Raw genomic sequence first — 26,919 nt, 5'->3', positions numbered from 1 at the left:
AGAAGCACTTGAAAATTCGTTACACCAGGAAATCTGATGTGAAACAAACCTTATCTGCAATTTTTTTGCCTGACAAGTAAATAATTCTCACTAAAATGATAAATATAACTAATGGTTGAGAGATCGCCCGGTTACGCGCAAGCCAGATGTTCAGGGATCCTGGCACAGCTTTCTGCGCTCGCCCGGCACCAGTTCATCTTCACGGAATGCTTCCCGTTTGACGCCAAAGCCGTCGTACCAGCGACACTCCACCATTCCGCTGGCATATCCGGTAACGATCATGCGTGGGCCACCCTCTTTTGAGGTGACTTCCTCACTGACAGAAAAGACCATACCTGCCTCCTGTATCAAGAGAAACCTTTACACCTTAGACGACAAAGAGGCGTTTTGCGTAATCAACCCTGCGACATTTAGTGCGAAACTCCGCGCAGTCTGGCAACAGCTTTCACCAGCAGCACGACTATCCCGCCAATGATAAAACCAAGCACCAGATTCAGCAGGGTTGGAAGCATCAGCGCAATCAATGCACTTTGCTGTTGGGAAAAATGTTCAATCGCATGATGCAATGGTGATATTCCATGCACCACAATTCCGCCGCCGACCAAAAACATCGCCAGCGTGCCGACCACAGAAAGTGTTTTCATCAACCAGGGGGCAACGATCAGCAATCCTTTACCCAGCGACTGGGCAAACGCGCTACGTTTTTCTGCCAGCCAGTACCCAATATCATCGAGCTTAACGATAATCCCGACCAGACCATAGACCCCCACGGTCACCACTAACGCGATGCCCGATAACACCAATACCTGATTCAACAATGGCGCATCCGCTACGATCCCCAGCGTAATCGCGACAATCTCAGCAGATAAAATAAAGTCGGTACGTATCGCCCCTTTGATTTTATCCTTCTCAAAGGTGAGCGGATCCTGCGCCGCCAAAGATGTCAGACGCTGCTGACGTTCTTCCGGAGTTTCTTTGTGTTTACGCGCTTCCAGGGTATGGAGAACTTTTTCCACACCTTCAAAACAGAGAAACGCCCCGCCTACCATTAATAAGGGGGTAATCGCCCAGGGAATGAAGGCGCTTATCAATAGCGCCAACGGCACAAGGATAACTTTGTTAACAAACGATCCCTTCGCCACGCTCCAGACCACCGGGAGTTCGCGATTCGCCCGCACGCCCGACACCTGCTGCGCGTTAAGCGACAGGTCATCTCCCAGTACGCCCGCGGTTTTTTTCGCGGCCAGTTTTCCCATGACGGAGATATCATCCAGCAGCGTGGCGATATCATCGAGTAAGGTCAATAAGCTACTTCCTGCCAAAATTTTTACCCTCAATATTATTTTTTTGCAGTCATAAGTATGAAGTAAAACACGCAATGCTGAAACTGACCTTTCTGGTCAACAAATTTTTAACATCGGCAGGTAATTATAAATCTCGCCAGCAAGATAGTTTTAACGTTTACTATGTTGCACCTTTTTATTTCCACCGTGAGGGATTATGCGTTTCAGGCAATTGCTACCGCTTTTCAGTGCGCTTTTCGCGCTGTACATCATTTGGGGTTCCACGTACTTCGTTATTCGCATTGGCGTTGAAAGCTGGCCGCCGTTGATGATGGCTGGCGTTCGTTTTCTCTCTGCGGGAATTTTGTTAACCGCATTCTTACTTATTCGCGGACATAAGCTGCCGCCTCTGCGTCAGCTTTTGAACGCCGCGTTAATTGGTATCCTGCTGCTGGCTGTAGGTAACGGACTGGTGACTGTCGCTGAGCATCAAAACGTGCCTTCCGGTATTGCCGCCGTAGTGGTCGCCACCGTGCCGCTGTTTACGCTGTGCTTTAGCCACTTTTTTGGCATTAAAACGCGCAAGCTGGAGTGGATGGGGATCGCAATTGGACTCGCTGGGATCATCATGCTGAACAGCGGAGGTAATTTGAGTGGTAATCCGTGGGGCGCTGTTTTAATCCTGATAGGTTCAATGAGCTGGGCATTTGGCTCGGTGTACGGTTCACGCATAACGCTACCCGTTGGCATGATGGCCGGGGCCATTGAAATGTTAGCCGCCGGTATTGTGCTGATGTGCGCCTCGTTGCTTTCCGGGGAAAAGTTGACCACTATGCCAACATTTTCAGGCTTTATGGCGGTCGCCTATCTGGCCCTGTTTGGTTCTATTATTGCCATTAACGCGTATATGTACCTGATCCGCAACGTCAGTCCGGCATTAGCCACCAGCTATGCCTACGTGAACCCGGTTGTCGCCGTATTGTTAGGTACCGGTCTGGGAGGAGAAAGCCTGGCGCCCATCGAATGGCTGGCGCTTGGCGTGATTGTATTTGCGGTAGTACTGGTCACGCTCGGTAAATACTTATTTCCCGCTAAAGCGGACGCCGTTGTGACCCCGTCGGAAAAGACGTTACAGTAAATGAATACCGAGAGTGTCGATCTGCGCGCTGGCGCCACCACCGCAGATCCACTCGATAACACGTTCGGATAACGCGTCATCCCCCAGCTTTTCGCGCCCACGCAGGGCGCACTCCCAGACAATCAGTACACGCCAGCCCAGCGCCTGCAACATTTCACCGTCCCGCGCGTCACGCTGGACATTTTTGCCAATTTTTTCCAGCCAGAATTCCGTTCGTGTTGCGGGGACTTTAAATAGATAGCAGTGGTGATGATGCCAGAAACAACCGTGGGTAAAAATCACACAACGATAATCATCGACCACGAAATCGGGGCGACCGGGTAACGTCGCATCCTGCACGCGAAACGTTACCCCCTGCTCTGTCAGCAAGCTGGCAAGGCGTTTTTCAATGGCAGTATCGCGGGTGGCTATCGCCCGCATATTTTTACTGCGCGTTGCCTTATCGTGAACGTCTGCCATGCAGGTTCTCTTTCTCGCGAATAGCAACCGCCTGTTTGATTTTTGGCTCCAGCAGCCTGGCGACCGCCGCAAACGCCGGGACGACCACCGAGTTACCAAACTGACGATATGCCTGCGTGTCCGACACCGGGATCCTGAACTGATAACCCTGAGGTGATTCGAACCCCATCAGACGCGCGCACTCTCTGGGCGTCAACCTGCGAGGACGGTGTCGCTGATTGTGTGGATCATCAAAATCCTTTTCACCCAGCGCCAGATCCCAGCCACGGTCGATCAAGATCTCCGCCCCATCTTTATAGTAACGCGCCGATAATGTACGCGTTACGCAATCGGGATTGCCGGGATATACCATGCCATAGCCAAACCCATTCCCCCGCGCCTGATGCTTTTTCGCATAGCGATACAGATATTTCCACAGCACCGGCGTCAACACATATTTTGCATCAACGGTCGGCTCAAGCAGCTCCGCCAGCGTAGTGCGCCGCTGAGGATAGCGGGAGATAATATCGCGCAGCGTGAAGTCTGATTTCAGATTTAGATCGCGGCGAAAGCCGACGAGCACAATACGTTCGCGATGCTGAGGCAAGAAATGTTGCCCGTCGATAATTTTCGGATCGTCCGGTCCGTTATCGTCTGCATCCGCCACGTCATAACCCAGCTCGTCCAGCGTTTGCATAATGATGCGGAAGGTTTTTCCCTGATCGTGGCTCTTCAGATTTTTGACGTTTTCGAGCACAAATATTGCTGGTCGACGCGCATCGATGATGCGCACCACGTCAAAAAAAAGTGTGCCCTGCGTGTCGCAGGCGAAGCCATGAGCACGACCTAACGCGTTTTTCTTTGATACGCCGGCCAGTGAGAATGGCTGACAAGGAAACCCCGCCAACAGCACATCATGCTGAGGAACATGCTGGCAAATATGTTCTGCCGCCTGCTGGTCGCTCACCCCATCATGATGACTGAGGGTGATATCGCGAATATCTTCATTAAAATGGTGCTGGAGAGGATCGCAGTAGTGATTCGCTTTGTAGGTACGCACCGCATGCTTGTTCCACTCACTGGTGAACACGCACTGCCCGCCAATCGCCTCAAAGCCGCGACGAATGCCGCCAATACCGGCAAAAAGATCGATAAAGCGAAAAGCATAATGTGGATGATGCGCAGGCGGCGTCGGCAGCAAGGCTTTCAGATGAGCCAGCTCGCCATCGCTGAGACGATGCCATGTCTCATTGGCGACAACTCGCTTAAAGATGGCCGGACTCCAGCGGTTCTCGCCAACACCATTCAGATGAGCAACCAGCGTTTTCACGTCATAAATTTCAAGCAACTTCGCCAAAATCACCTGTGCGGCGGCGTCGTTATCATCTGTCATCGGGTTCATGGAGCCTGCTACTGAAAAATTATCCTGCATACATTTAACCGGCCGAAATGGATAACCGACAGATTAACATAAAATAGCGCGGTTGACGTTGCGGCTGTACTGGCAACTAACGCGCTATAAGGGGTTGAATCGCGTCAAGATCCAGCATTTCATATTCTCCTTTTAACTCCGCACTCAGTTTCGCCATGTACGTCAATAAGAAGTCAGCATTATGTTGCGCCAAATGCCGGCCTTGCGCGGTTTGCATCGTTAGCGGCAGCGTCAACAATTTGGTCTGGAAGTGATCGAGCGCGTACTGTTTATCATCAAGATTACGCTGCCTGGCAAACGGATCTTCCGCATCAAACAGCGCCACGCCTAACGCCCCGGACACGGCAAATACACGCGCTAAACCAATCGCCCCCAGCGCCTCAAGCCGGTCAGCATCCTGCACAATTTTGGCCTCAAGGGTTTCTGGTACAATTTTGGCGCTGAAACTGTGCGCCTCAATGGCATGGCACACGGCAGGTAATCGTTGGTGTGGAAAGTCAGGGAAATCGTGCATCAAAACGCGACGTGTTTCCTGGGCTGCCATTACCGATGAACGATGACGATCGGGATGATTCTTCGGCAAACTGACGAGATCATGGAAGTAGCATGCCGTCAGCACCACCAGCCAGTCTACGGTCGCATCCGTGCTCAGCTTTTGAGCCGTCTTCCACACACGCCGAAAATGAAAGATGTCGTGAGCAGCGTCGTGCCCTGAATGATTTTCACGCAACCAGGCTTCAAATTTCGACTGCCAGTCATGTCGTTCCATACTCTCACTCTTCGCAGAAAGAAAACCACCTTAGCAACAATTCTCATATCAGACTACCGCCAACACTGCATATCACCACTATATATTATTTTATAATAATCATATTTTCTGCGAATATATAATCAGCATTAGTCAAGACGAGCAGGTAAATTATAAATATGACAGCAAAATAAATAACTAACATCAATAATATATATTTAATAATAAAAATAAATATAAAACATAACTCAATGATAGCAAAGCATTTATCATAAAAATAAAAACATGATAAACATACAATATTAATGATGATAATGCGCTGGTGACATATTTTGAAATATCTTAAATACATTTGTTACATGTTATATTTTAAATTAAATGAACTTCATAGATAGTATCCGAATGTAGTCTTTCAAATAGTGTTACATATTCATTTTAATTATTATATAAAGGGAATACATAATGAAAAGAAAAGTACTGGCACTGCTTCTCCCTGCTTTATTAGTTGCAGGCGCAGCTAATGCGGCTGAAATTTATAATAAGAACGGCAATAAACTGGATCTGTACGGTAAAGTCGATGGTCTGCGTTATTTCTCTGACGATGCAGGCAGCGACGGCGACATGTCCTATGCACGTCTGGGTTTCAAAGGCGAAACGCAGATCAATGATATGCTGACTGGTTATGGTCAGTGGGAATATAACATTCAGGCCAACGGCACCGAAGGTGATAAAGGCGATTCCTGGACTCGTCTGGCTTTCGCTGGCTTAGGATTTGGTGAGAACGGCACCTTCGATTACGGTCGTAACTATGGCGTCGTCTATGACGTAGAAGCCTGGACCGACATGCTGCCAGAATTTGGTGGCGATACTTACACCCAGACCGACGTGTACATGACCGGTCGTGCTAACGGCGTTGCCACCTATCGCAATAAAGGCTTCTTTGGTCAGGTTGATGGCCTGAACTTCGCCCTGCAGTATCAGGGTAATAACGAAGGTAGCAGCTTAGGTCAGGAAGGTTCCGGTAACAGCACTAACCGTAAACTGGCGAAAGAAAACGGCGACGGCTTCGGTATGTCTACCTCCTATGACTTTGACTTCGGTTTAAGCTTGGGTGCGGCGTACTCCAGTTCCGATCGTACCAACGAGCAAGTTTCTGCTGGCCGCGGCGATCGTAGCTATACCGATAAATATGCTGGTGGCGAAACAGCGGATGCCTGGACTATTGGCGCGAAATATGACGCTAACAACGTGTATCTGGCTGCTATGTACGCAGAAACCCGTAACATGACAGCATATGGCAGCGGCTCTTATAAGAATGCTGCAGGGGAAGATGTTGCGAAAGGCGGTATTGCCAACAAAACGCAAAACTTTGAAGTCACTGCTCAGTACCAGTTTGACTTTGGCCTGCGTCCTGCGGTTTCTTTCCTGATGTCTAAAGGTGTTGATTTAGGCGGCTGGGATCGCGACAGCAATGGCAATTATCGCTACACCGACAAAGATCTGGTCAAATATGTTGATGTGGGTATGACTTACTACTTCAACAAAAACATGTCCACCTATGTTGATTATAAAATCAACCTGCTGGATGAAGACGACAGCTTCTACTCTGATAACGGTATCGCGACAGACGACATCGTTGCCGTTGGTTTAGTCTATCAGTTCTAATTGATACATAAACGCGCAAGCCCGCTTCATATGAAGCGGGCTTTTTATTTATATGAAACGTATTTTTTTACCGCACGGGCATGACAACGATAAACTTGTGAGGATACTCAAAGAAAAAAACATCCGTGAGAACTGTCGTTGAAAGCAAGGCGTGCAAGTGCTTGAATAGTGGCGGAGAGAGGGGGATTTGAACCCCCGGTAGAGTTACCCCTACTCCGGTTTTCGAGACCGGTCCATTCAGCCGCTCTGGCATCTCTCCGTTTTGGCGGTTGCCATGATGCCAGGTAATTTGGCATTTTAACAGACCCAGTTCCGTCAATTTCGTTCGAGTGACGAGTTTGCGAGCAAAACGATGATTAAGTGGCCCTGGAAAGAACAAGAAACAACCCGGAGTGACGACTGGCCGTGGGACGACGCCATGGCTATTCCCCTTTTGGTTAATCTCACCGAGCAAGAACAAGCCAGACTTGTCGCCCTGGCAGAACGCTTTTTACAGCAAAAAAGAATGGTCGCTCTTCAGGGATTTGAGCTGGACCCGCTAAAAAATGCGCGCATTGCTCTGCTGTTTTGCTTACCTGTTCTGGAACTGGGGATTGAGTGGCTCGACGGGTTTCATGAAGTTCTCATCTACCCTGCCCCGTTTGTCGTAGACGATGAATGGGAAGACGATATTGGGCTGGTGCATAATCAACGCGTTGTACAGTCCGGACAGAGCTGGCAACAAGGCCCAATAATCCTCAACTGGCTTGATATTCAGGATTCCTTTGACGCCTCCGGCTTTAATCTGATCATCCATGAAGTGGCACACAAGCTTGATATGCGTAATGGCGATCGTGCCAGCGGTGTTCCGGCAATCCCCCTGCGCGACATCGCCGGTTGGGAACATGACCTGCATGCCGCAATGAACAATATTCAGGATGAGATCGATCTGGTTGGAGAAACGGCCTGCAGTATAGATGCCTACGCAGCGACCGATCCTGCAGAATGCTTTGCCGTGTTATCCGAGTATTTTTTCAGCGCGCCTGAATTATTTGCTCCGCGTTTTCCTGCCTTATGGCAGCGTTTCATCCAGTTTTATCGCCAGAACCCCATGGAACGGTTACGCGATACCCGGGGAGACGACGATTATCGCTCACCAAATGCGCATTAACACTGAATTTGAAGATTAATTAACCAATTGAAATGACGCGCTAATTTTACTGTTGACACCTCATGGCGAGGTCAGTAATATGCGCCTCGTTCACACGATTCCTCTGTAGTTCAGTCGGTAGAACGGCGGACTGTTAATCCGTATGTCACTGGTTCGAGTCCAGTCAGAGGAGCCAAATTTAAGAAGCCTGCTTAGGAAACTAAGCAGGCTTTTTGCTTTTCATATCTGTTAAAAAAATGCCTGTAAGAGAGCGCCCAGCCTGCCATAACGCCCCATCCGCCGTTGCATCACATCGTTGATTAAAGTTGTGTAAATGTAAATCGTTTAAACTTTGCACTTATTGTAAGTGCTAGTGATTATCATTTATTGTACGCGAGCCAAAAGAACGAGCCCCTGCTCGGTTCACTGTATGTTCCAATTACTCTGGGATAAAAACGATGAATGCTCTGCCTCGCACCGGATTGCGCCGTATCACGCTTGCCTCTGCCCTCGTCTTCTCTGTCAGCCTGCCTGCTTTCGCTCAGGAAACGTTAACGCTTTATACCACCCGCGAACCGGGTCTGATCCAGCCTTTACTTGACAGCTGGACTAAAACCAGCGGCATCAAAGTGAGTACGGTCTATATCAAAGACGGTATGCTTGAGCGTGTTAAGGCTGAAGGCAAAAACTCGCCTGCCGACCTGCTGATGACCGTCGATGCCGGTAATCTCATCGATTTAGTTGAAGCCGGTGTAACCCAGCCGGTAGAGTCAGAAGTACTGAAAGCCGCCATTCCTGCGAATCTGCGCGGTGCGGATAATCAGTGGTTTGCGCTTTCTATGCGCGCTCGCGTGCTGTATGCCGAGAAGTCGCTGCCAATCGATAACTGGCATTACGAACAGCTCGCCAGCCCTGAATACAAAGGAAAAGTCTGTATTCGCTCCGGGCAGCACCCGTACAACACGGCGCTGATCGCCGCGATGATTGCCCATCATGGCGAAGCCAAAACCGAAGAATGGCTGCGCGGCGTGAAGGCTAACCTGGCACGTAAAGCCACCGGCGGCGACCGCGATGTTGCCCGCGATATCCTCGGCGGAATTTGTGATATTGGTCTGGCTAACTCCTATTACGTCGGTCATATGAAGAACGCCAAAGAAGGCAGCGATGCGCGTCAGTGGGGCGATGCCATAAAAGTCGTTAAACCCACCTTTGAAAATGGCGGTACGCACGTCAACATCAGCGGTGCAGCCGTTGCCCGCTATGCGCCGAATAAAGCCGATGCCGTTAAGCTGATGGAATATCTGGTTTCGGCGCCTGCCCAGCAGCAGTACGCGAAAGCGAACTTCGAATATCCGGTACTGAAAGGAGTAACGCTTGACCCGGTTATCAGCGCCACAATCGGTGAAATCGATGTCGATAAAACGCCGCTAACCGAAATCGTGAAGTATCGTAAACAAGCTAGCCTGCTGGTAGATAAAGTTGGATTCGATCAATAAACCTCTGCAGTTTCCGACGTTACGCGGCCTGGTTTCCGGGCCGCAGTCATTATTAACGCCGTTGCATCTTGGCGCGCTGTGCGTCGCACTTGGCGTCCTGACCCCTGTCGTTGCGCTGATCTGGCAGGCCACCCAGGCCGATTTATCCCACTGGGATAATCTCATGACATATGTACTGCCATCTGCGCTAAAAAACACCGTGCTGTTGCTCGCAGGTGTCGCTGTAATGGTCGGTGTCATTGGCGTAGGCAGCGCATGGGCGGTGACGGCATGGGATTTCCCTGGGCGAAAAATTCTCAGTTGGGCGCTGCTGTTGCCGCTGGCGATGCCGACCTACATCGTCGCCTTTGCGTGGCTCGATCTGTTGCATCCGATAGGTCCCCTGCAAACCTTTATCCGTTTCTTACTGGGATTTGACAGCCCGCGACAATTCCGCCTGCCAGATTTACGTTCTCTTTCCGGCGCAATAATTCTGCTCGGCTTAGTGCTTTATCCTTACGTCTACCTGACAACCCGCGCTATGTTTATCAGCCAGCCGGCCCATTTACTGGAAGCTGCGCGTACGCTGGGATGCAGCGCAACAGGAGCCTTTTTTCGCGTCGCTCTCCCCATGGCTCGTCCGGCACTGGCCGTTGGGATCAGTCTGGCACTGCTGGAAACGCTCAACGATATTGGCGCGTCAGAATTCCTCGGGGTACAGACCTTAACGGTTACCGTGTACACCACGTGGATCTCGCGTTCTGATTTATCTGCCGCGGCGCAAATCGCCTGCATGATGCTGATGTTTATATTTTTTATTCTGACGCTGGAATTTTATGGCCGCAGAAAACAGGGCTTCAGCAGCCGCAGCCTGCGGGAAATTCAACCCACGCGCGTGCAGGGCTGGCGTGGCTGGCTGCTCGGTGGCGTTATTTCACTGCCGGTTGTGCTGGGTTTTCTGGCCCCGGTCCTGTTTTTAATTTGGGAAAGCGCCAAACGCATAGGCGATGAGAACCCAATATCCTCCTCGTTACTGTCAGCATTACAAAATACGCTATCACTGGCGGCGGGAACCACGCTGGTGGTGGTGTGTGTCAGTATGCTGGTTGCCTGGAGCGCGCGCCACAGCGCCGCAGATAACGCGATGCCTGGATTTCGTCGCGGTGTAATGCGTCTGGCGTCTTTAGGCTATGCGGTTCCCGGCACCATTCTGGCGATTGGTTTTTTAACCCCCGCCATGGCTGTCGACCGCTGGCTGGCTGATTTACTGGATGTTCGCGGCCTGCCGCTGATGTCTGCAGGGATCCTGCTGGTAATTTGTTGTGCCATGCGTTTTCAGGCGATTGCTATCGGCGCGCTGGACTCCGGCCTGGGGCGCATCCCGCCGGCGCTGGAACAGGCTTCACGTCTGCTGGGTGAGAATGGTGCGGGCACATTTGCACGGGTTCATTTCCCATTGCTGCGCCCGGCGTTAGTGAGTAGCGCCCTGCTGGTTTTTGCCGATGCCATGAAAGAACTGCCAACCACGTTGCTTTTGCGCCCGGTAAACTTCGAAACGCTGGCAACGTTGCTGTATGCGGAAGCCGCCCGTGGAACCTATGAAGAAGGCGCTATCGCCGCGCTAATGATTGTTTTAGCTGGCACGCTACCGGTTATTTTGTTGGTGCGTCATCAGATGACTCGCCGTGGTTAAGAGAGCAACAATGTCAGAAAATGCATTACGACTCCAGGATGTGCACGTTGCCTACGGTAACAGCCAGCAATCGGTACTGAGCGGATTTTCAATGTCGGTACGTAAAGGAGAAATCGCCTGTCTGCTGGGCGCTTCAGGCTGTGGAAAAACTACGGTGCTACGCGCAGTTGCCGGATTTGAACGGCTGCGAAGCGGAGAGATCTATGTGTCACAGCGCCGCGTTGCCGGTCCCGGGGTTCATCTGCCGCCGGAGAAACGCCATGTCGGCATGGTCTTTCAGGAATATGCGCTGTTCCCCCACCTGACCGCGCAGCAAAACGTGGCCTTTGGATTACGACGTATGCCACGCGAGGAGCAGCAGGTTCGGGTGGCGGAGCTGTTAAAAATGGTGGAGTTGCACAGCCATGCCAGCCGTTATCCGCATGAACTTTCCGGCGGGCAGCAGCAGCGTATCGCGCTTGCGCGCGCGTTGGCCCCGCATCCGGAAATCCTGCTGCTCGATGAGCCTTTCTCCAGCCTGGATAAGCGTACGCGTGAGCGTCTTGGCAACGAGGTACGGGATATTTTACGCGCCGCCGGGCAAACGGCACTGCTGGTTACCCACAGCGAACACGAAGCACAGCTGATGGCTGACCATATTGGCGTGGTAAAAATGGGGCAGTATCAAATTAAAACAGCGCCCCACCCTGGCTAAAGGTAACCGGGTCGCCGTGATAATTAATAGTGCGTCTGAACCAGACTGATGTTCACCGGCATGCCGGAGCGTCTTTCCAGCGCCTGATTTCCGCGACTCACATCCACGTCATTCCCGCTGATGAAAGTGCGCAACGCGGGAGTGACTGGCAAGGGAACCTGTCTGTCAGACTCATATTCCGAACGGTTTCGTGACAGGGGTTCATGCACTTCCACCCAACGACTACCGTCGGGCTCTACGCTGTATTTCACCGGTCGGTCTATCAGTTGCACACGCGTCCCAACCGGTACGGTATCAAACAGATATTTAATGTCATCATTACGCAAACGGATACAACCCTGGCTGACCCGCAGACCAATGCCAAAATTCGCATTTGTGCCATGTATGGCATAAAGCCTGCCGATATAAATCGCATACAGCCCCATCGGGTTATCTGGTCCAGCGGGCACAAACGCAGGCAAGGATTCCCCGCGTGCGGCGTATTCACGGCGGGTATTCGGCGTCGGCGTCCAGCTCGGCGCTTCCTGCTTACGCTCGACCGCCGTCACCCAGTTACGCGGCGTTTCTCTTCCCGCCTGACCAATGCCAATGGGTAAAACTTCAACCGTATTACTGCCAGCGGGATAGTAGTAAAGGCGCATTTCTGCGACGTTAATGACGATCCCCTCGCGCACGGTATCCGGTAAAATCAGTTGCTGAGGCACAACCAGCGTTGAGCCAGACTGAGGCAGAAAAACATCTACGCCGGGATTGGCTTCAAGCATGTTGCTCAACCCCTGCCCGTACTGCGCGGCAAAGGCTTCCAGCGGCTGAGTGTTTCCTGAAGGGACCGTAATAGTCAAAGGGCTTCCCACCAGGCGACTTCCTTCTGGCGGCAGCGGATAGCTCACCGCCTGCGCGCCCTGACATGCGAGCAGCATAATGAGTGAACAAAGCAGTTTCACACGACGCATCTTTTTCCTTTCCTTCGGCGCAGCAGACATCCGTTAATTATAGCTTTTATTATCTGTTTTAGTGGGTTACGTCTAAAATGTGCATAAAAAACCCCGCCATCCCGCGGGGTTCAGGGCTCACGTAACTACGCTTCCTTACCATCCGGAAGCACAATGTTACTGGCGGCGAGCTGCCCCATGTTGGAGTACATTGCACAGGCCGCTTCAATAATCGGCATCGCCAGCGCGGCCCCGCTACCTTCGCCCAAACGCATCCCCATGTTGAGGTACGGATCCAATTCAAGATGGGCCAGCGCAGTGCGAGCGCCCTTCTCAGCGGAGAAGTGTGATGGGATCAGGTAAGGTTTAATCTGCGGCGCAATCTGGCTGGCCGCCAACGCAGCAGAGTAAGAGAGAAAACCGTCCAGCACCACAGGCAGGCCACAGGAGGCCGCCCCCAGCATCACCCCCGCCATACCGACAAGATCAAACCCGCCAACCTTAGCCAGCACATCGATACCGTCATTACGATCCGGTTGGTTGACGGCAATAGCTCGCCGCACAACCTCAATTTTATTGCCTACTCGGGAAAGCGGCAGGTTAGCGCCGATACCTACCACATCCTCAGCATCGCTGCCGGTCAGCACGCTGACGATTGCTGCTGCAGGTGTCGTATTTGCCATACCAAGTTCACCAACGCCAAACAGCGTTACACCGTCTTTGGCCAACTCATGAGTATAACGAATAACTTCCAGCAGCAGCTCTTCGGCCTGCGAACGGCTCATTGCCGGGCCTTGGGCAATATTGCCGCAGCCGCGCGCCACGCGCATGTTCACCACGCCAGGAATAGGTTCGGCATCAATACCGACATCAATCACATGTACCTTTGCCCCCGCCTGCGCGGCCAGCACACAAACGCCGGTTGTCCCGCGCGTCATATTCGCGGCCTGAATAGCCGTGACGATTTTAGGCGAAACAGCAACCCCTTCATCCCACACGCCGTGATCGGCACACATCACCAGCATCGCTTTGCCGTTCACATGCGGGGTGCCTTTCAGGCCAGGCATACCGGCCAGTTGCACGGCGAGCGATTCGAGCCGCCCAAGGCTTCCCGGCGGTTTAAGCAAGCCGTCGATATGCTGTTGTGCACGCCGCATCGCAGCACTATCAGGTGTTGGGATTGCGCGGATTAAAGAGGTTAAAGTCTGCATAAGGGTTCCAGTATGTTGGCTGACTCAGAGCAGAGCCAGCAGGAAAATCAACTCGCCAAGTTCAATGGCTGCGCCCAGCGTATCGCCGGTCTGCCCACCCAACGTGCGTTTTAATAACTGCCCAAGAATAAAAATCGCCACTATCGTAACAACCAGCGCTGCAACGCCGCGCATGCCGGGAAGAAGCACGGCAGCCAGGATCGCCGCGAATCCCAACGTGACGCAGGTTTGACGCCCGGTGACTTTACCAATAAAGACATTACCCAGCCCTTCTTCGCGGGCGTAACGATGTCGATACATCAGCAAAACAGCGGTACCCCGTCCGGCGACACACGCTGCAGCAAGCGCCGCCAGCATCGGTGTGCCACGCAAAGCCAGTTCGCTCACCACCAGCACTTTCGCCAGCAACACGAAAATTAACGCCAGTCCGCCGTGGGTTCCCAGGCGGCTGTCACGCATGATTTCCAGCATCCGCTCACGTCGACGGGCAGAAAAAATGCCGTCACAGGTATCCGCCAGCCCGTCGAGATGAAATCCCCCGGTCAATAACGCCAGGGTAAGGACGGCAAACAGAGCCGCCAATGGCACTCCGCACCAGGGCTGTAGCGCCATAAAGACCAGCCCCGTCAGGCCTCCCAGCACCACGCCAATCAAGGGGAACATCACAATACCGCGCGAATAGTGCTCGAAATCCAGTCCTTGCGACCAGCGTGCAGGAACGGGCAAGCGACTGATAAAAGAGAGCATTGCCCAGAACAACTTACTCATTTAATTTTGACTCCAATTCCTGATACCACCAGCCAGACCTCATCAGCTGCCGCCGCCAGTCGCTGGTTCACGCGTCCTGCAATATCGCGAAAATGCCGTGCCAGACGGTTTTCCGGAACAATCCCCATTCCCACTTCGTTGGTGACCAGCACCACCTTTGCCGGGCAGCGCTGACAGGCAGCAATCAGCGAACGGATTTCGTCGTCGATGGACTGCTCCATCGCCGCGTAATCCCAGCTATCCGGGTCACTGTCACCGCCCAGCGCAAACAGCAGATTAGTCACCATCGTGGTAATGCACTCCAGTAGAATGGCTTCTTGCGGATCGTTCGTTGCCGTTATCAGTTCATCCAGATGTTGCCAGCGCTCGGCTGTACGCCAGTGCGCAGGGCGTCCATCGCGATGATGCTGAATTCGCGCAGCCATCTCCTCATCAAAAATCTGCGAAGTTGCGATATACAAAACGTTTGGAGAATCAGCGATCAGCGCCTCCGCATGCCGACTCTTGCCGCTTCGTGCGCCGCCCGTAACCAGAATAATCATACTGGCTCCCGGTGTTGCTGCATGATGGTATAAATTTTCTCAATATCGATGTGTTGCCGCATCGCATCCGCCAGCAGATCAAACTGCTGCGATTTATATTGCGCGTAATGGAAGGTGGAATCCAGCGGGGCTAATCCTTTACGCTCTCGCAGGCCATTCACCAGCGCACGGGTAAATTCATCGCTGTCGAACAGACCGTGAAGGTAGGTGCCGAACGCCAGACCATCCGGAGTGACCGCGCCGTCAGCCACATTGCCGCCGTCTTTTCGCAGCGTCATCACCGACCGGCATTCTTCAGTTAACGTCGTTTCGCCCATGTGGATTTCATAACCGCGAACGGATAACCCCGCCGTGCCTGCCAGCCAGTCGGGCAGCGAGGAGGACATTTGCCCTTCAACCAGGGTGGTGGTTTTATGCTGGGCAAAATGGGTTACGGTATTGAGCAAGCCCAGCCCCGGCAGCGTACCGAGTCCTGACTCCACGTCATCAATGATGGTATCGCCGAGCATTTGGTAACCGCCGCAAATCCCCACCACCGGTACGTTATTACGATGCAATTGCACGACGCCGTGCGCCATGCCGCTTTCACGCAGCCACACCAGATCGCCCAGCGTATTTTTGCTGCCGGGCAGAATCACCAGATCGGCCCCCGCCAGCTCTTCTGGCTGGCGAACATAGCGCACGCGCACATCCGGCTGTGCGGCAAGCGCGTTGAAATCCGTAAAGTTAGAAATGTGCGGTATTTGAACCACCGCGATGTCGATGTCGCGTTTGTCTGTGCGCAAATATTTGCCCTTTTGCAGCGCAACGCCATCTTCATCTTCCAGATCAACATCCAGCCAGGGCATGACGCCCAGTACCGGAACGTCGGTCAGCGCTTCAATTTGCTCAATACCGGAGTGCAGCAGCGTCACATCACCGCGAAACTTATTGATGATCACCCCTTTGACCCGCGCGCGTTCGTGATCGTGCAACAGCGCCAGCGTGCCATAAATGGAGGCAAACACCCCGCCGCGATCGATATCTGCCACCAGAATGACAGGACATTGCGCCATTTCAGCCATGCCCATATTGACGATATCGCGATCGCGCAGGTTAATCTCAGCCGGACTTCCCGCGCCTTCCAGCACCAGTACATCGAACTCCTGCGCCAGGCTGTTGTAAACTGACAGGATTTGATCCCGCAGACGCGGTTTGTACTCGTGGTAACTCACCGCGTCCATATCGGTCGCCACTTTGCCCATCAGCACGACCTGCGCTTTACGATCGCTGGTTGGCTTAAGCAGCACCGGATTCATACGCACATCTGGCGTAATGCCGGCAGCCTCAGCCTGAAAGATTTGCGCGCGGCCCATCTCTTTGCCCTCTGGCGTAATACCAGAGTTCAGCGCCATATTCTGCGATTTGAACGGTGCGGTACGCAGCCCATCCTGATAAAAAATTCGACACAGCCCGGCGACCAACACGCTTTTACCCACATCAGATGCCGTTCCCTGCAACATTATTGCCTGCGTCATGACGCCTCCTTCAGTGCGTTCTCTCGCATACAACTAAAAAATTCAGCCTCTGTTTTACACAGAGGGAAGCCCAGCTCAGTATGCAGCTTCACCAGCCAGGGCTGAGTTAGTCCCGCTTGTTCAATCAGTTCCGTCTGGGCGAAAACGTCACCCGGCGTGCCATGCGTTAGCACTTCGCCCCGGCGCAAAACGTAAACTGCATCGCTGACCTCATAGATAAGATCGATATCATGGCTGGAGATAACCACGTGATTTCCTTGCGCTACGATGCGTTTGATTATCTCAATCATCTGCGTGCGACCTGAAGGGTCAAGGCCTGCAGTAGGTTCATCCAATAGCAAATACTGCGCCTGCAACACCAATGCCCCGGCAATCGCCACACGTTTTTTTTGCCCGTGGCTTAAACACTGAATAGGCTGATGGCGGAAATGCTGGGCGTCGACCAGCGTGAGCGCATCGTCCACCCGACGGGAGATTTCAGCCTCATCCACGCCAAGGTTGCGCAGGCTGAAGGCAATGTCGCTGTCGATATCGGTATAAAAGATTTGCTGATCGGGGTCCTGAAAGACGGTTGCCACCTGCTGACGCAGCGCCAGCAAGCCGCGTTTGCTGTAATCCAGCGGTTTGCCTTGCCACATCACTGTGCCTTGCTGCGGGCGCAGTAAGCCACTCAGGTTCATAAATAGCGTAGATTTCCCGCAGCCATTGGCACCGACCAGCCCGGTGACGGCATGCGTAGAAAAGTCCAGCGTTAGCCCTTTGAGGATGGGGTCATCCTGATAGCGAAACCAAAGCGCTGAGGTGGCAAGCATACTTATCCTTACAGGTGAAAATCACCCTGATACAGTTTGATATCCAGTGTGGTGGTCATTTGCTGGTAGCGGATCAACACGCGGGTAAACAGCAGTCCCACCAACATCGCCAGCGAGCGATAGCCCAACGGCAAGCTACGATAACCAAAACGCAGCGTTTGTGCGCGATGTATAGCCAGCGCCTCGTCTAACAGGATAAAAATAAAGCGCCAGGTTAACAGGATCTGCTCAGTCAACAGGCGAGGAACGCGCCCGCGTTTAAGTAAGATAATTAATTGCGGAAACGGTAGATTCAGTACCAGCCAGAACGTTGCCGCCAGCGCAGCCAGGCTGCGCCAGAAGGTTTCATTGGCGGTGACCAGCCCTGGCCCACTCAAGCCTAACCAATAGCTTCCTACAGGGATGCTGGCCAGCAGCGTCTGTGGATCGCGGCTAAAACTAAACAGAATAGTCACCACGCCAACTGTCAGAAAACCAAATGGCAAAGCCATCCAGCGACACCAGCGCCAGAAGGAAATGCGCAGCAGCCAGCAGCTCAGCGCGGCAATCAATAATAGCTCAATACCCTGCCCCAACGGGGGCAGAGTAAATGCCAGAATCATCATCATCAGCCAGAGCAGAAATTTCCGCACCGGTGAGACATGAAACCAGCGGCTTTGATAGCTAAGCCTGTCAAGCCCGGTCATCACGACGTTGCCTGCCCTTGGTATAACCCAGAATGTAGAAAATCACGGCTGCGCCCAGCGATCCCTGAAGCGTAAACAGCAGGCTTTCAATCTCGCCGCTTGCGGGTTCATACAACGGCTGGAACCACGGTTCATAATGGGGAGCAATTGCCTGAATCTGACTCTCCGCCTCACCGTCTGAACCGCCGTACTCTCCACCGTGGTTGATAAAGAACGGCAGGATCACCAGCGCGACAACCATCACTAACAAAATCAGCGTCTTTTTCATCGTTAATGTCCTTGAGCGGTAATCAACTGCCGTTTGGTTAACTGGTCATAAATCATTACGGTGAGCAGACCTTCCGCAATCGCAATAGGGATCTGCGTCAGGCAGAAAATTCCCATGAACTTGATGATTGAGCCGGTAGCGCCAGCGGACGGATCCGGGAACGCAACGCCCAGTTGCACCGAGGTCACGAAATAAGTGACGAGATCCGCCAGCATCGCGCACAGGAAGACGCAGACATCACGACGCAGCCCCGCACGGCAGGCCATTTTCCACACCATGTAGCCCACAACCGGGCCGATCACCGCCATCGACATACCGTTAGCGCCGAGCGTCGTCAAACCACCGTGCGCCAGCAGCAGTGCCTGGAACAGCAGAACAATTGCCCCAAGGATTGCCACCACGCCCGGTCCAAACAGGATAACCGCCAGACCTACGCCGGTAGGGTGTGAACAACTTCCGGTAACGGAAGGAATTTTCAGCGCCGACAGCACAAAAATAAACGCGCCGCACAAAGCCAGTAACACTTTTTGGTGACTATCTTCCTGTACGATTTGGCGCAGACGCACCAGCCCGTACCACAGACAGGGCAAAAATAGCAGCCACCAGGCCAGCGCCCACATCGGCGGCAAGAAACCTTCCATTATGTGCATGGCGAACGCTTGTTCAGGAACAATCATCAGTAATAGCGCCGCAGCCAACCCGCTGAAAGACAGCTGTTTTAGCTGTTGTTCAAGCTTCATTGTGCATACTCCCACTGTTTATTGACCAGAATGGTCGAGAAATAAGGCAGCGGCTGATCGTCGCTCACCTCATCGAGATGACGCCAGCACTGCTCACCCGGCAGCGTGGCTTCAGACATCATCAATGCGCAATCTAACAATCCCTCTTGTTGCAGCAGTGCTTTGATGCGCGCAAAACGACCGTATACTTTCATCAGCACCAGACTGTCATGTTGCTTTAATGCCTGCTGGATTTCCGCTTCCGGCGCGGTACAGGAGACCACTGCCAAAGACTGTTGCTCCATGGCGAGCGGCGTTTTGGAACGCGCGGCAATCGCAGCGAAAGAGGTCACGCCCGGGACAATTTCTAACCAATCAGGACAGCCTATACGCTGGAGTAAAAAGACCCAGGTGCTGAACAGCATGGCGTCGCCGAGAGTGATAAAGCCCACCTGCTTACCGGCTTCAACTTCCTGTACTAACGCGGCAGCAACGTCATCCCATACGGCCTCTTTTTCAGCGCTGTCGGCACTCATAGGAAAATGGCAGCAGCGAACTTCGGTCTGCTCGCCGATATACTCCCGCACGATCGACAACGCCAGGCTGTCGCCACCTTTACGCCCGGCAGGCGCATAGAGAATGTCCAGCGTGCCCAGCGTGCGTGCGGCCCGCACGGTAATAAGATCGGAAGCACCTGGCCCGGTGCTTAATGCGTACAGTTTTCCGCTCATGCCGCTTCCTCCAGCGCAACATTAAGCGCCTGCTGTAAATGCGCCACAAACATAGCGCGAACCGCTGGATTCTCACCCAGGCCACTGAGCCACGGCGTTGCCGGTATCCCGGCCGCGTTAAACAATGTTTTCCACGAGTCGTCTTCGTCGGAGGCCATGTCATTGATGGCATGATCGCCAGCAACTAACATCAGCGGCATCAGATGTACCGCCGTCACTCCTTCCTGGGACAAACTTTCAATCAGCACATCGACTTCCGGATAGCTTTCCACCGCCCCAACCCGCGCCGGGTAACGCTGCGCCGTCATCATGTGATCGAGGCAGGCATAGGCGGCAAAGGCATGATGGCTGGCGCCGTGTCCCATAAAGACCACTTTTTCATTTTCGCCAAGCGCCGGCATTTGCTGTTGCAGCGCCAGCATCAGCTGGGCGTAATCTTCATGGCTGCTCAGCAGCGGTACACCCAGCGTCAGGCGAGAAAAAAGCGGGCGCATACTTTGCACTTCGCGGACAATTTTTTCGTATTCGTCGCCGTTGATAATATGCAACGACTGAATAGCCACATCCTGATATCCCTGCTCCGCCAGTTTTTGCAGCGCCTGCAGCGGCGTGTCGATTTCAATGCCGTCACGCTGCTTGAGCTTGCGGATTATCATCCCGGAGGTAAACGCCCGGAACAGGTCGCGGTCAGGGCAACTGGCTGCGAGATCGCGCTCACAGGCCACAATATTTTTCTCACAGGTGTCGTGGTAGCTGGTGCCAAAGCTGACCACCAGAAGCGCCTTTTTCATCTCTAACTCCTTAAGCAGCGGCCAGCCAGCGCGTTAAACGCGCCCCAAAGGCGGCCTGACTTTCCAGTAACTCATCTCCCGTCACCAACGGTGCCGGACGTGTAATCACGATGCAGGGGATACCGGCATCCAGACAGGGTTGAACTTTTTCCTGATAACCACCTTCCGCGCCTGATGCTTTGGTGATCACCACATCAGCCTGACACTGGCGATAAAACGCAGCGTTGAACTCGGCGCTAAACGGCCCGCACAATGCGAATATTTCACCGACACCAAACCCAAGATCCGCGCATTGCTGAATGACTTCAGGTACAGGCAGCACGCGCGCCAGCAGTGTTTTTTCAGGCAACCCTTCGCGCCAGATAGCCAGATCTTTACTGCCGGTCGTCAGCAGCACGCGATCGCCGAAGCGTCGAGCCACCTCGCACGCTTGCTGAATACTCTGTACGGTATACAACTGCGGGTGGGTTAAACCGCTCAACTGCTCAGGACGCTGATAGCGGCTCAGCAATACGCCCGCGGCTTCGCAAGCGCTCATGATGTTACGGCTCACCACCTCGGCATACGGATGCGAGGCGTCGATCACCCAGCGCGTCTGATTTTCCTGCAGCCAGGCAATCATTTGTTCACGTTCCAGACGTCCGCAGCGCACCTGGCCCTTAATATCTCCCGCCAGTTGCTTCCCCGTTGGGGTGGCAACCGACAGGGTGTAAGCTACGTTTGCCGCATCCAGTTGCTGGCACAGCATGCGCGCATCGCTGGTACCGCCCATGACCAGCACATCACCATAATTCACAGCACATAACCTCGTGGCGTGATCATCAGGCCGTCCTGAACATAGGTGGTTTTGTTGCCAACGATCACAAGACTGGTCATATCAACCGGTTCAAAGTCCATTTCGCCAAGAGTGGTCAGCCATTTTTCCTGCTTTTTACGTCCAGCTGACTTCACAATACCGACCGGCGTTTGCGCGCTTTTGCTGGCAGACAGCAGTTCAAATGCACGCGCCAGATGACCTTCGCGTCCCCGACTGCGCGGGTTGTAGAAACAGATAACAAAGTCTGCTTCGCCGGCGGCAACGATACGTTTTTCGATGACCGGCCACGGCGTTAACAGATCGCTTAAGCTGATGTGGCAGAAGTCGTGCATCAGCGGCGCGCCAAGCAAAGAGGCGGCGGCAATACTGGCGGTCATGCCAGGGATTAACCTGACCTCAACGTCCAGCTTTTGCTTGCTGACCAGTTCGAGCACCAGCCCAGCCATACCGTAAATCCCCGCGTCACCGCTGCTGATCAGGGCCACATTGTGGCCCGCCTGCGCCAGCTCGATAGCCGCCTGGCAGCGTTCAATCTCTTTGCACATCCCGGTTTTGATCACCTGCTTGTCGCCAGTGAACGCTTTTACCAGATGGGTGTAGGTTTTATAGCCAACGATGATTTCCGCTGCCTGCAATGCTTCAACGGCTTCCATGGTCATCATTGCCTGCGAGCCAGGGCCAATTCCAATTACGCTTAACATCAGTGTGAAACTCCCAAAGTGATAGTGACGCCCTGTTCTCGCAGGGTCTCGCCTAACAGTTTTCCGTGGCTCAACAGCCAGGCTGCAGGACCAGAAACGCTTCCTGTACCCACCGTTTTGCGAACAAACGATGAGGCCGGAAAACGGTGCTCATGCTCACGCAGGGCGTCAGCAGTAAAGGTTTCGAAAGGAACGCGACAGCACGAAGCCAGTTGGATAAGTCCCTGTTCATCTTTTTTCAGCGTGATACTGCCAATCGCTTTTAGCGCCAGCGGGTCGAGCTGCTGGGCTTCGAGTTGCCTGGCAAGCAGCGCGGCCAGAAGTGGGAACGGCGTGTCACGACGACAACCAATTCCGGCCACCACACGCTGCGGCACCAGCTTCCAGTGCGGAACAGGCAGATCGGGTAAATTGGTGCGTAAGGTGATACACACCAGCGCATCCAGTTCAGGTAGCTGGTTGAGATCGGTGACCGTGATAAAACCGCGCCGGTCGCAATGGCTGACATCCTGCGTCAGTTCGTCATCCCACCACAGTCCAACTCGCTTATTGCTGACCAGCATCTGATTAACGATCTTGACCGCCGAACGGAAATCACTCATCCGGGCATTCAGTTGAAATGCCAGCGTATCCAGCGCCGCCATATCGTTCACATCCGTCGCCGTAGTGATAACCGGGTCTGCGCCCAACATGCCCGCCAGATAACGCGCCAGCGCATTCGCGCCCCCTGCGTGACCGGAGAGCAGGCTGATGACATGCTGGGCACGTTCATCAATGACCACCACAGCCGGATCGCAAAATTTGTCGTTGACCAGCGGGGCCAACACGCGGACCGCAATGCCGGTCGCCCCGATAAAAATCAGCGCCGAGTAATTCGCAAACGCTTCGCGGGCGGTATTCGCAAAGCCGTTTTCGAAAGGAACAAACCCCTCTTCCAGCAGCTTTTCACTGGTAAAACAGGTGACCGGCAGCATGGCCGCCAGACGTTTCGCCAGCACAACGCCGCCGGGGGTCAGGCAAAAAAGCGCAATAGATTCAGGCTTTACGGTATTCATGGCTAAAGTCCGCCGCATAGAGTTTGGAGTAGTGATACTCCGAGCCCAGGAAATTACCGACCAGAATAAGGGCCGTTTTACGGATGCCCGCATCGCGAACCTTGTCGCCAATATCCGCCAGGGTACCGCGCACGGTCTGGCTTTCTGGCCAGGTGGCCTTGTAGATCACCGCCACTGGCGTGGTCGCCGGATAACCGCCTTCAATCAAACGCTCCGCTACCCGATGAATACGCTGGACGGACAGATAAATCGCCATAGATGTCTGGTGACTGGCAAAAGACTCCAACTGTTCACGTTCCGGTACCGGCGTGCGTCCTTCAAGGCGAGTAATGATCAGGCTCTGCGAAACCTCAGGCACTGTATACTCAACGCCCAGCTCCGCCGCCGCGCCAAGGAATGCGCTAACGCCAGGCACCACCTGCCAGTCGATCCCGCGTTTGGTCAACTCCTCGCCCTGCTCGCGCACGGAACCGTACAGCGAAACATCGCCGGTTTGCAGGCGGACAACGGTCTTACCCGCTTTCACTCCGGCTTCCATCAGGTCGAGGATCTGTTCCAGATGCAGTTCAGCGCTGTCGTGACATTCAGCGCCAGCAGGGCAATATTCCAGTAGTTCCGTGTTAATCAGCGATCCGGCGTAGATAACAACCTGCGCCTGCTGTAGCAACCGGTAACCTTTGAGGGTAATCAGCTCGCGATCGCCAGGACCTGCGCCAACAAACCACACGCTACGGGGATCAAAAATCTCAGACATGGTTTCCTTCCTTCTGACAGGCGATAACAAATACGGGGTTATTCGGTTTGAAATAGTGACCACTGCCAAGCGTGGCAAGCGAGGAAACCTGTAACTGCAGGCAATCCACTCCCTGTACGCCAAGATGGTCCAGATGCGCCAGCGCGGTGTTGAGGTTTTCCTGGAGGATGAACGTCATCACCAGCCGCCCGGCGGGATGTAATTGACGCATTGACCAGTCAATCAGTTCGGTCAAATGGCCGCCGCTGCCGCCCATAAAAATGGCATCGGCTTTTTCCGCGATGGTCATTGGCGCAACGCCAGGAAAAATGTCGATGTTTGCACAGGCAAAATGCTGGCGGTTTTCATCCAGCAATCTGAGCGCAGCCGGGTTACGCTCGATTGCCGTCACGCGCAATCCAGGATATTGCAAAGCGGCTTCTATCGACACGCTGCCAGTTCCGGCACCAATATCAATCAGGTGACTGGCGCGGTGTAATTCAAGTTTTGAGAGGGCAAGTGCGCGTACCGCTTCTTTGGTCATCGGCACTTTCTCTCCACGTAGAAACAGCTCATCTTTCATCGAGGATCACCACTGCATTCATGTCATAGTCGGCGTTAACTTCACTCACAGGCAGGAAATGGATCCGTTCGTTTTCCATCGCCAGGTTTTCGCCAATCACCATCCAGCGATGTCCCTTGCCTCGTGCGATAAGCTGTTGTGCAATTTCCCGTGGGCCACACAGCGTATCTGTCACCATCGCCACCTTGTTATGTCGCGCCAGTTCATCAAAACAGACGCTACGACCATGGCTGCTGGTCAGCCACATATCGTTCATATCAATGCCGGACTGAGCGCACAGGTACTGCACCGCGCTAATGCCGGGAATAATGCGTACATTTTCAATACCGAAATGGCCCACCATGCGCGTCCCGATGCCGTAAAACAGCGGATCGCCAGACGCCAGCACCACAATGTGTTGTTCCTGGTGCGCGCTGATCCAATTCAGGAGTTCCGGGATATTGGCGCCAAGAGCAAACTGTTCACCGGTAAAATCCGGGAATTGCTGCAAATGCCGCTTTCCACCGACCAGAACATCAGCCTCTGCGACCGCTTCACGCGCCGCAGGCGTCATTAAATGCAAACCGGCGGGCCCCATCCCTACAACGGTTAACATTGCATTTCCTCAGCAATTTCTGCGACCGGGCGATTACTGCCAAGCACCTGATTATCAAAAGAAAACATGATAGCGTCGCAGGTCGGGGGATTTTTGGTAAAGCGCAGCGTTTGCAGGACGCGCATACAGATGCGCTTAGCCAGATGGTTATAAATGTGCTGAAAACCGTATGCTTCGATGTGTTCCATCGCCGCCTCGGTGGTATCGCAGTCGCTGACCAGCGTCAGCAGTTCCAGCGGCGCGCCAAGTAATGCGAGGTGGGCCACCAGCGTTTCCATGCGGGCATCGGCAATATGGCTGTGGGTATGGAAGATCCCCGCCGCAATTTTGACGAGCTTGCCTGGATGTCCCACCAGTACGATTTGCCGGAATCCAAGACGTACGGCTTCTTCAATCATGTAGCCAACAAAGTTGCTCATGGTGACCACCACCTGAGTGTCGATCCCCATCTGTTCGCGCACAAAACGCTCGCCGTGGTTTCCAGGCACCAGTACGACACGCTCCAGCCCCGCCGCTCGCTTAATTTCCAGCTCCAGCGACAGTGAACGTTTCCAGCTCTCTTCCGACATCGGCGTGACGATCCCCGTAGTGCCGATAATCGAAATGCCGCCCAGAATACCAAGGCGGGAGTTGTAGGTTTTTTGCGCCCGCTCTTCACCTTCCGGCGCGAAGATTTCAATCTGCGCTCCACGATTCGGCCCAATCGCCTCACGTACCGCAGACTCAATGGTCTGGCGAGGTGTGCGGTTAATCGCCGAACTCCCCACCGGCAGGCCGATCCCTTTGCGGGTTACCGTGCCAACGCCTTCCCCGCCCTGAAGGGTTATCTCTTTACTATCGTTTAACGTCACGCGGGCAAAAATCAGCATGCCGTGGGTGGCGTCCACATCATCGCCACCGTCTTTGCGGATGGCCGCTATCGCCTGCTGTCCTTCGATATGCGGCGACTCCACGTTCAGGCACAGCGTCACACCGGAAGGCGTGACAATGGAAACCTGATGGATCAGGTGTTGGCGCAGTACCATCAGCGCTGCCACTTTTGCAGCCGCCGTCGCGCACGATCCTGTGGTATATCCTTTACGCAACGCTTTACCGTTGTGCCAAACCGGCGTATCGAAGGCCTCGCTCATCGCGCCCCCTGCATGTGATAAAGCATGGCGTTGACGATAGCGGCAGCGACATTACTTCCCCCTTTGCGACCTAGCGCTGCAATGGCGGGCAAATTGCTTTGGGTCAGGGCATCTTTCGACTCTTCTGCGCCAACGAACCCGACCGGTACACCAACCACACCGCTGACGGCTACATCATGCTCTAGCAGGCGGAACAGCGCTGTCGGCGCGTTGCCAAAGACAAACAGCTTTTCCCCTTCTTCCTTCACCGCAATGTCGACGGCCGCCATGGACCGGGTAATACCCTGCTCTTTTGCCGTACGCACGACGCGCGGGTCACTGATGTAGCAGCGGCATTCACCGCCGAATTTTGCCAACAGCGTTTTATTGATCCCGGAAAGCGCCATCGTGGTGTCGGTATAAATCACGCTCGAACGGCTAAGCGCCGCACAAAACTGCTCCAGCACATCACTGGAAAACCACAGAATGTCCAGCCAGTCGAAATCCGCCGTCGTGTGAATGACCCGCTTGATAATGGCTTCATGTAACGGACTGGCAAACTGATAGTCCGGGCGGGTTTCACGGATGATCTCGCCAATAATGTCGAAACTTTTGGCCTCAATAGCCTGGGGTTGCTGGATATATTGCATTGTG

The 26,919-nt window shown here is 53.6% G+C and carries 30 protein-coding genes and 2 tRNA genes; 7 read left to right on the top strand and 25 right to left on the bottom strand.

From position 1 onward, the window contains the following. Positions 1 to 150: 150 nt before the first annotated feature. Together WHR59_RS09060 and WHR59_RS09055 are read right to left on the bottom strand one after the other, a co-directional pair. Positions 151 to 333, bottom strand: coding sequence for a YodC family protein (locus WHR59_RS09060; protein ID WP_043016790.1), 183 nt, complete (start codon positions 331 to 333; stop codon positions 151 to 153). Between the two features lie 77 nt (positions 334 to 410). Continuing rightward, positions 411 to 1,325 (bottom strand): DUF808 domain-containing protein, encoded by a 915-nt coding sequence (locus tag WHR59_RS09055; protein WP_170928033.1) that lies wholly within the window; start codon positions 1,323 to 1,325, stop codon positions 411 to 413. A gap of 175 nt (positions 1,326 to 1,500) precedes the next feature. On the opposite strand from WHR59_RS09055, the gene yedA reads away from it, so the two are divergent. Next, positions 1,501 to 2,421, top strand: a complete 921-nt coding sequence (gene yedA, locus WHR59_RS09050) for a drug/metabolite exporter YedA (protein WP_075146000.1) — start codon at positions 1,501 to 1,503, stop codon at positions 2,419 to 2,421. Here the strand turns inward: yedA and WHR59_RS09045 are convergent. The 3 genes from WHR59_RS09045 to WHR59_RS09035 form a co-directional block, all read right to left on the bottom strand. Then, positions 2,413 to 2,880: a very short patch repair endonuclease gene (locus WHR59_RS09045; RefSeq protein WP_043016793.1), complete on the bottom strand. Its 468-nt coding sequence runs from the start codon at positions 2,878 to 2,880 to the stop codon at positions 2,413 to 2,415. The genes yedA and WHR59_RS09045 overlap by 9 nt on opposite strands. Then, complete coding sequence (locus WHR59_RS09040; RefSeq protein ID WP_080624993.1) at positions 2,861 to 4,291, bottom strand: DNA cytosine methyltransferase; 1,431 nt, start codon at positions 4,289 to 4,291, stop codon at positions 2,861 to 2,863. The genes WHR59_RS09045 and WHR59_RS09040 overlap by 20 nt, the downstream gene beginning before the upstream one ends. Before the next feature lie 76 nt (positions 4,292 to 4,367). Then, positions 4,368 to 5,060: a phosphohydrolase gene (locus tag WHR59_RS09035; protein WP_047410411.1), complete on the bottom strand. Its 693-nt coding sequence runs from the start codon at positions 5,058 to 5,060 to the stop codon at positions 4,368 to 4,370. Positions 5,061 to 5,501: 441 nt separating this feature from the next. On the opposite strand from WHR59_RS09035, the gene ompC reads away from it, so the two are divergent. After that, positions 5,502 to 6,704: a porin OmpC gene (ompC, locus tag WHR59_RS09030; RefSeq protein WP_181634573.1), complete on the top strand. Its 1,203-nt coding sequence runs from the start codon at positions 5,502 to 5,504 to the stop codon at positions 6,702 to 6,704. A 169-nt stretch (positions 6,705 to 6,873) separates the two neighbouring features. On the opposite strand, the gene WHR59_RS09025 is transcribed toward ompC, so the two are convergent. Continuing rightward, positions 6,874 to 6,963: transfer RNA gene (locus WHR59_RS09025), tRNA-Ser, on the bottom strand. 93 nt (positions 6,964 to 7,056) lie between these two features. On the opposite strand from WHR59_RS09025, the gene mtfA reads away from it, so the two are divergent. From mtfA to WHR59_RS09000, 5 genes are all read left to right on the top strand, one after another. Then, positions 7,057 to 7,854, top strand: a complete 798-nt coding sequence (gene mtfA / locus WHR59_RS09020) for a DgsA anti-repressor MtfA (RefSeq protein ID WP_338843848.1) — start codon at positions 7,057 to 7,059, stop codon at positions 7,852 to 7,854. 99 nt (positions 7,855 to 7,953) lie between these two features. After that, a tRNA-Asn gene (locus WHR59_RS09015) sits at positions 7,954 to 8,029 on the top strand. A 262-nt stretch (positions 8,030 to 8,291) separates the two neighbouring features. Next, complete coding sequence (locus WHR59_RS09010) at positions 8,292 to 9,329, top strand: extracellular solute-binding protein (protein WP_087051381.1); 1,038 nt, start codon at positions 8,292 to 8,294, stop codon at positions 9,327 to 9,329. Continuing rightward, on the top strand, positions 9,313 to 11,001 hold the full coding sequence (locus WHR59_RS09005) for an ABC transporter permease (protein ID WP_200007711.1): 1,689 nt from the start codon (positions 9,313 to 9,315) through the stop codon (positions 10,999 to 11,001). Before WHR59_RS09010 ends, WHR59_RS09005 begins: the two co-directional genes overlap by 17 nt. A gap of 10 nt (positions 11,002 to 11,011) precedes the next feature. Continuing rightward, positions 11,012 to 11,695 (top strand): ABC transporter ATP-binding protein, encoded by a 684-nt coding sequence (locus WHR59_RS09000; RefSeq protein WP_338843847.1) that lies wholly within the window; start codon positions 11,012 to 11,014, stop codon positions 11,693 to 11,695. Between the two features lie 23 nt (positions 11,696 to 11,718). On the opposite strand, the gene ldtA is transcribed toward WHR59_RS09000, so the two are convergent. The 19 genes from ldtA to WHR59_RS08905 all read right to left on the bottom strand — a co-directional run bounded on the left by ldtA (position 11,719) and on the right by WHR59_RS08905 (position 26,915). Continuing rightward, positions 11,719 to 12,648 (bottom strand): L,D-transpeptidase, encoded by a 930-nt coding sequence (ldtA, locus tag WHR59_RS08995; RefSeq protein WP_043016801.1) that lies wholly within the window; start codon positions 12,646 to 12,648, stop codon positions 11,719 to 11,721. Between the two features lie 125 nt (positions 12,649 to 12,773). Beyond that, on the bottom strand, positions 12,774 to 13,838 hold the full coding sequence (gene cobT, locus WHR59_RS08990; protein WP_338843846.1) for a nicotinate-nucleotide--dimethylbenzimidazole phosphoribosyltransferase: 1,065 nt from the start codon (positions 13,836 to 13,838) through the stop codon (positions 12,774 to 12,776). A 24-nt stretch (positions 13,839 to 13,862) separates the two neighbouring features. Further along, on the bottom strand, positions 13,863 to 14,606 hold the full coding sequence (gene cobS / locus WHR59_RS08985; RefSeq protein WP_019077089.1) for an adenosylcobinamide-GDP ribazoletransferase: 744 nt from the start codon (positions 14,604 to 14,606) through the stop codon (positions 13,863 to 13,865). Further along, positions 14,603 to 15,148, bottom strand: a complete 546-nt coding sequence (gene cobU / locus WHR59_RS08980; RefSeq protein WP_047410279.1) for a bifunctional adenosylcobinamide kinase/adenosylcobinamide-phosphate guanylyltransferase — start codon at positions 15,146 to 15,148, stop codon at positions 14,603 to 14,605. Before cobU ends, cobS begins: the two co-directional genes overlap by 4 nt. Further along, entirely contained in the window at positions 15,145 to 16,665 is a 1,521-nt protein-coding gene (locus WHR59_RS08975) for a cobyric acid synthase (RefSeq protein ID WP_043016805.1), read from the bottom strand. The genes cobU and WHR59_RS08975 overlap by 4 nt, the downstream gene beginning before the upstream one ends. Continuing rightward, positions 16,662 to 17,477 carry an energy-coupling factor ABC transporter ATP-binding protein gene (locus WHR59_RS08970; RefSeq protein WP_043016806.1) on the bottom strand — a complete coding sequence of 272 codons (816 nt, stop codon included), beginning with the start codon at positions 17,475 to 17,477 and terminating at the stop codon, positions 16,662 to 16,664. The genes WHR59_RS08975 and WHR59_RS08970 overlap by 4 nt, the downstream gene beginning before the upstream one ends. Positions 17,478 to 17,485: 8 nt before the next feature. Continuing rightward, positions 17,486 to 18,163 carry an energy-coupling factor ABC transporter transmembrane protein gene (locus tag WHR59_RS08965; protein ID WP_338844067.1) on the bottom strand — a complete coding sequence of 226 codons (678 nt, stop codon included), beginning with the start codon at positions 18,161 to 18,163 and terminating at the stop codon, positions 17,486 to 17,488. Next, complete coding sequence (locus WHR59_RS08960; protein ID WP_043016808.1) at positions 18,150 to 18,431, bottom strand: energy-coupling factor ABC transporter substrate-binding protein; 282 nt, start codon at positions 18,429 to 18,431, stop codon at positions 18,150 to 18,152. The genes WHR59_RS08965 and WHR59_RS08960 overlap by 14 nt, the downstream gene beginning before the upstream one ends. A 2-nt stretch (positions 18,432 to 18,433) precedes the next feature. Then, positions 18,434 to 19,171: a cobalt ECF transporter S component CbiM gene (gene cbiM / locus WHR59_RS08955; RefSeq protein WP_043016809.1), complete on the bottom strand. Its 738-nt coding sequence runs from the start codon at positions 19,169 to 19,171 to the stop codon at positions 18,434 to 18,436. Beyond that, positions 19,168 to 19,881 carry a cobalt-factor II C(20)-methyltransferase gene (locus tag WHR59_RS08950; RefSeq protein ID WP_047410268.1) on the bottom strand — a complete coding sequence of 238 codons (714 nt, stop codon included), beginning with the start codon at positions 19,879 to 19,881 and terminating at the stop codon, positions 19,168 to 19,170. The genes cbiM and WHR59_RS08950 overlap by 4 nt, the downstream gene beginning before the upstream one ends. Then, entirely contained in the window at positions 19,878 to 20,672 is a 795-nt protein-coding gene (cbiK, locus tag WHR59_RS08945; protein WP_043016811.1) for a sirohydrochlorin cobaltochelatase, read from the bottom strand. Before cbiK ends, WHR59_RS08950 begins: the two co-directional genes overlap by 4 nt. Positions 20,673 to 20,682: 10 nt before the next feature. Beyond that, positions 20,683 to 21,468, bottom strand: coding sequence for a cobalt-precorrin-6A reductase (locus WHR59_RS08940; RefSeq protein ID WP_043016812.1), 786 nt, complete (start codon positions 21,466 to 21,468; stop codon positions 20,683 to 20,685). Next, positions 21,465 to 22,190 (bottom strand): precorrin-3B C(17)-methyltransferase, encoded by a 726-nt coding sequence (locus tag WHR59_RS08935; RefSeq protein ID WP_003030278.1) that lies wholly within the window; start codon positions 22,188 to 22,190, stop codon positions 21,465 to 21,467. Before WHR59_RS08935 ends, WHR59_RS08940 begins: the two co-directional genes overlap by 4 nt. Continuing rightward, positions 22,190 to 23,245, bottom strand: a complete 1,056-nt coding sequence (gene cbiG, locus WHR59_RS08930) for a cobalt-precorrin 5A hydrolase (RefSeq protein WP_043016813.1) — start codon at positions 23,243 to 23,245, stop codon at positions 22,190 to 22,192. The genes WHR59_RS08935 and cbiG overlap by 1 nt, the downstream gene beginning before the upstream one ends. Continuing rightward, positions 23,226 to 23,999: a cobalt-precorrin-4 methyltransferase gene (locus tag WHR59_RS08925; protein WP_003030275.1), complete on the bottom strand. Its 774-nt coding sequence runs from the start codon at positions 23,997 to 23,999 to the stop codon at positions 23,226 to 23,228. Before WHR59_RS08925 ends, cbiG begins: the two co-directional genes overlap by 20 nt. Beyond that, positions 23,992 to 24,561, bottom strand: coding sequence for a decarboxylating cobalt-precorrin-6B (C(15))-methyltransferase (locus tag WHR59_RS08920; protein ID WP_043016815.1), 570 nt, complete (start codon positions 24,559 to 24,561; stop codon positions 23,992 to 23,994). Before WHR59_RS08920 ends, WHR59_RS08925 begins: the two co-directional genes overlap by 8 nt. Continuing rightward, positions 24,551 to 25,156: a cobalt-precorrin-7 (C(5))-methyltransferase gene (locus WHR59_RS08915; protein ID WP_047410261.1), complete on the bottom strand. Its 606-nt coding sequence runs from the start codon at positions 25,154 to 25,156 to the stop codon at positions 24,551 to 24,553. Before WHR59_RS08915 ends, WHR59_RS08920 begins: the two co-directional genes overlap by 11 nt. Continuing rightward, entirely contained in the window at positions 25,150 to 26,286 is a 1,137-nt protein-coding gene (gene cbiD, locus WHR59_RS08910) for a cobalt-precorrin-5B (C(1))-methyltransferase CbiD (protein ID WP_043016817.1), read from the bottom strand. Before cbiD ends, WHR59_RS08915 begins: the two co-directional genes overlap by 7 nt. Further along, on the bottom strand, positions 26,283 to 26,915 hold the full coding sequence (locus WHR59_RS08905) for a cobalt-precorrin-8 methylmutase (protein WP_008785140.1): 633 nt from the start codon (positions 26,913 to 26,915) through the stop codon (positions 26,283 to 26,285). Before WHR59_RS08905 ends, cbiD begins: the two co-directional genes overlap by 4 nt. Positions 26,916 to 26,919: the final 4 nt, after the last annotated feature.

Origin of the sequence: Citrobacter europaeus, from assembly GCF_037482245.1 — a bacterium.
Taxonomy (GTDB): Bacteria; Pseudomonadota; Gammaproteobacteria; order Enterobacterales; family Enterobacteriaceae; genus Citrobacter; species Citrobacter europaeus.
Note: the sequence above shows the minus strand (reverse complement) of the source record. Positions and strands in the feature narration are given on the sequence as shown.

Bases quoted from the DNA above. Each gene is read 5' to 3' on its own strand.
- ldtA (WP_043016801.1), bottom strand. From the start codon at position 12,648: ATGCGTCGTGTGAAACTGCTTTGTTCACTCATTATGCTGCTCGCATGT.
- WHR59_RS09045 (WP_043016793.1), bottom strand. From the start codon at position 2,880: ATGGCAGACGTTCACGATAAGGCAACGCGCAGTAAAAATATGCGGGCG.
- yedA (WP_075146000.1), top strand. From the start codon at position 1,501: ATGCGTTTCAGGCAATTGCTACCGCTTTTCAGTGCGCTTTTCGCGCTG.
- WHR59_RS09000 (WP_338843847.1), top strand. From the start codon at position 11,012: ATGTCAGAAAATGCATTACGACTCCAGGATGTGCACGTTGCCTACGGT.
- WHR59_RS09040 (WP_080624993.1), bottom strand. From the start codon at position 4,291: ATGCAGGATAATTTTTCAGTAGCAGGCTCCATGAACCCGATGACAGAT.
- WHR59_RS08925 (WP_003030275.1), bottom strand. From the start codon at position 23,999: ATGTCTGAGATTTTTGATCCCCGTAGCGTGTGGTTTGTTGGCGCAGGT.
- WHR59_RS09010 (WP_087051381.1), top strand. From the start codon at position 8,292: ATGAATGCTCTGCCTCGCACCGGATTGCGCCGTATCACGCTTGCCTCT.
- WHR59_RS08915 (WP_047410261.1), bottom strand. From the start codon at position 25,156: ATGTTAACCGTTGTAGGGATGGGGCCCGCCGGTTTGCATTTAATGACG.
- WHR59_RS08935 (WP_003030278.1), bottom strand. From the start codon at position 22,190: ATGTTAAGCGTAATTGGAATTGGCCCTGGCTCGCAGGCAATGATGACC.
- WHR59_RS08950 (WP_047410268.1), bottom strand. From the start codon at position 19,881: ATGAGCGGAAAACTGTACGCATTAAGCACCGGGCCAGGTGCTTCCGAT.
- cobU (WP_047410279.1), bottom strand. From the start codon at position 15,148: ATGATTATTCTGGTTACGGGCGGCGCACGAAGCGGCAAGAGTCGGCAT.
- WHR59_RS09035 (WP_047410411.1), bottom strand. From the start codon at position 5,060: ATGGAACGACATGACTGGCAGTCGAAATTTGAAGCCTGGTTGCGTGAA.
- cobT (WP_338843846.1), bottom strand. From the start codon at position 13,838: ATGCAGACTTTAACCTCTTTAATCCGCGCAATCCCAACACCTGATAGT.
- cbiG (WP_043016813.1), bottom strand. From the start codon at position 23,245: ATGAATACCGTAAAGCCTGAATCTATTGCGCTTTTTTGCCTGACCCCC.
- WHR59_RS08960 (WP_043016808.1), bottom strand. From the start codon at position 18,431: ATGAAAAAGACGCTGATTTTGTTAGTGATGGTTGTCGCGCTGGTGATC.
- cbiD (WP_043016817.1), bottom strand. From the start codon at position 26,286: ATGAGCGAGGCCTTCGATACGCCGGTTTGGCACAACGGTAAAGCGTTG.
- WHR59_RS09060 (WP_043016790.1), bottom strand. From the start codon at position 333: ATGGTCTTTTCTGTCAGTGAGGAAGTCACCTCAAAAGAGGGTGGCCCA.
- cobS (WP_019077089.1), bottom strand. From the start codon at position 14,606: ATGAGTAAGTTGTTCTGGGCAATGCTCTCTTTTATCAGTCGCTTGCCC.
- WHR59_RS08905 (WP_008785140.1), bottom strand. From the start codon at position 26,915: ATGCAATATATCCAGCAACCCCAGGCTATTGAGGCCAAAAGTTTCGAC.
- WHR59_RS08970 (WP_043016806.1), bottom strand. From the start codon at position 17,477: ATGCTTGCCACCTCAGCGCTTTGGTTTCGCTATCAGGATGACCCCATC.
- mtfA (WP_338843848.1), top strand. From the start codon at position 7,057: ATGATTAAGTGGCCCTGGAAAGAACAAGAAACAACCCGGAGTGACGAC.
- cbiK (WP_043016811.1), bottom strand. From the start codon at position 20,672: ATGAAAAAGGCGCTTCTGGTGGTCAGCTTTGGCACCAGCTACCACGAC.
- WHR59_RS08920 (WP_043016815.1), bottom strand. From the start codon at position 24,561: ATGAAAGATGAGCTGTTTCTACGTGGAGAGAAAGTGCCGATGACCAAA.
- WHR59_RS08975 (WP_043016805.1), bottom strand. From the start codon at position 16,665: ATGACGCAGGCAATAATGTTGCAGGGAACGGCATCTGATGTGGGTAAA.
- ompC (WP_181634573.1), top strand. From the start codon at position 5,502: ATGAAAAGAAAAGTACTGGCACTGCTTCTCCCTGCTTTATTAGTTGCA.
- cbiM (WP_043016809.1), bottom strand. From the start codon at position 19,171: ATGAAGCTTGAACAACAGCTAAAACAGCTGTCTTTCAGCGGGTTGGCT.
- WHR59_RS08965 (WP_338844067.1), bottom strand. From the start codon at position 18,163: ATGACCGGGCTTGACAGGCTTAGCTATCAAAGCCGCTGGTTTCATGTC.